This window comes from Alcanivorax sp. HI0083 (genome assembly GCF_001635175.1).
Genome location: NZ_LWFX01001251.1, coordinates 1 through 4149 on the forward strand (window position 1 = coordinate 1; position 4149 = coordinate 4149).

Sequence of the window (4149 nt, forward strand, 5' to 3'; positions counted from 1 at the left end):
GCTGATGATGACTGAAAATAATACCACAACCACTCAGCTCCACGGTTGCGACACCGTGGTCAAACTCTGGCGCAAGCAATGCCTGGAGCGGGGCAATAATATTGCCCACCGCGAAAAGGAACTGGGCATCTGGCAGAGCCATACCTGGCTGGATTATTACGAGAAAGCCCGCGCCATTGGCGTTGCGCTGCTGTCGCTGGGACTGGAACGCGGTCAGCCGGTTTCGATTCTCAGTGAAGACAACAAGGAATGGCTGTACTGCGATCTGGGTATTGCCGGCGCCGGGGGTATCAGTAACGGCGTCTACACCACCGACAGCCCCGAGCAGTTGGCGTACCTGATCAACGACAGTGAATCGGCCTTCCTGTTTGTAGAAAACGATGAGCAACTGGACAAGTATCTGACCGTGCGTGATCAGGTGCCCACGCTGAAAAAAGTCATCGTCTACGACCGCAAGGGGCTACGGGATTTTGACGATCCCATGGTCATGTTCCTGGATGAGCTTTACGCCCTGGGTGAACAGATCCCGGATGCAGAAGCGCAGTTCAGTGCCAGCATTGCCCAGAGCCAGCCCGATGATATCCGCATGCTGATCTATACCTCCGGCACCACCGGGGCGCCGAAGGGGGCCATGATCAGTCACCGCAATGTGCTGTTCCAGCTCGAGGCCGGTGAGCAGGTGCTGGATGCCCATGAAGACGATGATCAGCTTTGCTTCCTGCCCCTGTGTCATATTCTGGAACGGCTGGTGTCGGTGGAGCTGCCCATCTACAAAGGCTGTACCGTGAACTTTGCGGAAAGCCCGGAAACCGTATTCGAGAACCTGCGCGAAGTGTCACCGAATACCTTCGCCGCCGTGCCGCGCCTGTGGGAAAAAATCTACAGCTCCATGATGACCCTGCGTGATGAAGCCACGGCTTTCGGGCGTTGGTGTTTCGACCGTGCCGTGGCCGCCGGGGAAGCCTGGCACTGTGACCGCAATCGCTCGCCGCTGTCGGCCCTGCAGTACCAGTTCTGGAATCTTCTGGTGCTGCGCAATGTCCGGGATCTGATTGGCATGAACCGCCTGCGCCGGGGGACCACCGGGGCGGCTCCCATTGCTCCGGAACAGATCCGCTGGTTCCAGTCGTTGGGTGTGCCTTTGTTCGAAGGGTACGGCATGACCGAGACCACCGGTGTGGCCTCCCTGAACAGTATCAAGCGGGAGAAGGTGGGTACCGTGGGCGAAGCGTTGCCGGGCACGGAGGTGCGTATTGCCGAGAACGGCGAAGTGCTGGTGCGTGGTGGCCATGTCTTCGCCGGCTACTGGCGGAAACCGGAAAAAACCGCAGAAGACATCCGTGATGGCTGGCTGCATACCGGGGACGTGGGGCGCCTGGAAGATGGCATGCTCACCATCACCGGCCGTCTCAAGGACATCATTATCACGGCGGGGGGCAAGAATATTACCCCGGCGGAAATCGAAAGCCGGATGAAATTCTCCCCCTATATTTCCGATGCCGTGGTGATTGGTGACAAGCGTAAATACCTCACCTGCCTGATCATGATTGATCAGGAAAATGTGGAGAAATACGCCCAGGATCGCCAGGTACCGTTTTCCAATTTCGCTTCCCTGTGTCGGGCCAAAGAGGTGCTGGACCTCATCGACAGCATTGTTCAGGACGTGAATAAACAGTTCGCCCAGGTGGAACAAATCAAGTATTTCCGCCTGATCGATGTGCTGCTCACCGCCGAGGATGAGGAGCTGACCGCCACCATGAAGCTGAAGCGTTCCTTCGTGGAGAAAAAACACAAGCACCTGATTGATTCCATGTATTGATGGTACGAGAGGAGAGTGCATCATGAAGAAGCTTTGTCTGACGGCCCTGGCCGCCATAGCCCTTGTGGGCTGCAGTGACAACAAGGATGAAGAAAGTGCCGCGGTCGAGCCCGTGCGTGGCGTCACCGACACCGAGATTCGCCTGGGGGGCATGCATGACCTGTCTGGCGTGTTCGCCGCCTTCTCGTCGCCGGCGGTGCAGGTGGCCAACGACATGTTCGAAGAAGTGAACGAGCAGGGCGGCATTCATGGCCGCAAGATTCGTTATATCGTCGAAGACCATGCCTATCAGGTTCCCAAGGCAACGCAAGCGGTGAACAAGCTGGTCAGCCGCGATGAAGTCTTCGCCATGGTCATGAGCCTGGGGACGCCCCACAACCTGGCAGCATTCCCGATCATGGACCGTAACAACGTGCCCAGCATTCTTCCCCTGGCGCTTTCCAAGCCCATGGAAGAGCAGGGCGACTTCCGCTATCGCTACGTGTTCGGCCCCAGCTATTACGACGGTGTTCTTAAAGGTGTGAACAAGCTGGTGGAAACCGATGGCATCGAAAACCTGTGCGTGATGTATATCCCCTCCGACTTTGGTGAGGAAGTGAACCAGGCCGCCACCGACGCGGCTGCCAACAATGATGCCCTGAATCTGTTGGAAAGCTCCTCCCATCGCCCTGACGAAAGTGATTTCACCGGCACCCTGGCGCGCCTGCGCGATGCGGGCTGTGAGCTGGTGGCAGTGGCGCTGCCGGTGCGCCCGATCATCACCGTGGTGGCCACGGCCAAGCAGATGGGCTGGGATGATGCCAAGTTCATCGTCTCCCAGGCGGGTTTCCATTCCGCCGTTGCCGCTGCACCGGGTGGCGTCACCGAGGGGTTGTATGGCGTAGCGTCCTGGGAAGATATCGTCAGCCGCATGCAGCATGTGCCGGAAACCCAGGCCTGGGCGGATGAGTACAAGGAAACATACGGCGAGCTGCCCAGTGGTGGTGCTGTCCTGGGGCGCGTTGGCGCCATGGTCATGATCAACGCCCTGCGCGATGCAGGCCCGGACCTGACCACCGAATCCTTCCTGGATGCCATGGAGTCGCTCAAGTTCACCGACAAGGTGACCGGTGTCGATACCCAGATGAGCGAGACCAATCACCGCGCCGGCAGCGGGATCATCCTGTCTCAGGTGAAGGATGGCATCTGGCGGCCCGTTGCTGAAATGGAATAAGCCGCAATAGATGCAACAGAGACAACCACCGGCCCGCAAGGGGCGGTGGTTTTCAGTTTTTATCCTGTTTTTTCTACGACTTTTCTCTCTGCGTTCTGAGCGCGCCCGCCACTGACAACCCTCCCGGTTCATCACTTTTCCGTTAAACAGCCGCGCTGCATTTTGGTAATCCACTCTGAACTTTCGGTTGAGTGACGAGGCTATTTGCTCTGCCGCAGCATGGCCCAGTGTCGTACCGGGGTCCCGGGGATGTCATCTTCATGCACCACCTCAAAACCGAACCGTTGATACAGGGACACATTGTTCGGGTTGTGGGTATCCAGGTAGCAGGGCAGTCCTTGCTCGTCTAGCTGATCCAGCGAGGGTTGTAACAACGGGGTCGATAGCCCGCGGCCCTGTTGCGATGGATCGATACCGAGTAGCAGCAGATACACATGGGGCGTGCTGAGAACACGATGGTGTACTGCCTGCATGGCATTGCCTGCCTGCATCTGGCGTTTTATCGCGCCGGGGCCTTGCTTGATCAGGGCGCGCACCGCGCCGAAGCGCAGCATATCGGCCACGCTGTGCCGCAGGGCTGATGATGGCAGCCAGACAGCGGCACCATCCTGTGGTTGCTGGGTGGTGTGTACCTGACCGTTTTGACTGGCATGGGCAACCAGAAACCGGAAGGTAGGGTACGCCAGCGCTTCACGTTGCGTTGCGTTCGGGAAGAAGTAGGCAAACAGAGGGTCATGGAAAAAGGCCCGGCAGAACATGTGGGCGATGTCGTTGAGGGGCGGTTGGGGTGTTGTCATTTAAGGAGTATCCGGCAGCGTCATGGAGGAGCATACCGGAAAAAGCAGGTTCATCGCGGAATTGAGTGAGGAGCCGGTTTCAGGGTGGCTCTCATTATCCCGACATTGGCAATGCTGGACGTCGGATGCCCGACCGCTGACGCTTAGTCAAAATCGGAAAACGAAGTTTCCATGCCATGTTCGTAAAGTGAATGACCCCGTCATTCCATGAATCATCGCCCCCTGAGCATTCCTCAAAAGACGTAGTGACATAGCGATAACCTCGCAGACTATATGCGGCATCAGGCATCAGGCATCAGGCATCAGGCATCAGGCATCAG

General features: G+C 57.8%; 3 protein-coding genes. 2 read left to right on the top strand and 1 reads right to left on the bottom strand.

What is annotated here, in order from left to right; translation table 11 throughout:
* Both A3754_RS18270 and A3754_RS18275 read left to right on the top strand, forming a co-directional pair.
* The coding region (locus A3754_RS18270; protein WP_231880689.1) for a long-chain fatty acid--CoA ligase at nt 1-1819 on the top strand (1819 nt) is incomplete at its 5' end.
* Nucleotides 1820-1841: 22 nt separating this feature from the next.
* Nucleotides 1842-3032, top strand: coding sequence for an ABC transporter substrate-binding protein (locus A3754_RS18275; protein ID WP_082872506.1), 1191 nt, complete (start codon nt 1842-1844; stop codon nt 3030-3032).
* 200 nt (nt 3033-3232) lie between these two features.
* Here the strand turns inward: A3754_RS18275 and A3754_RS18280 are convergent, their stop codons facing one another.
* Nucleotides 3233-3829: a GNAT family N-acetyltransferase gene (locus A3754_RS18280; RefSeq protein ID WP_063520840.1), complete on the bottom strand. Its 597-nt coding sequence runs from the start codon at nt 3827-3829 to the stop codon at nt 3233-3235.
* Nucleotides 3830-4149 lie beyond the last annotated feature (320 nt).

Coding starts and splice junctions, on each gene's coding strand:
- A3754_RS18280 (WP_063520840.1), bottom strand. CDS start 3,829: ATGACAACACCCCAACCGCCCCTCAACGACATCGCCCACATGTTCTGC.
- A3754_RS18275 (WP_082872506.1), top strand. CDS start 1,842: ATGAAGAAGCTTTGTCTGACGGCCCTGGCCGCCATAGCCCTTGTGGGC.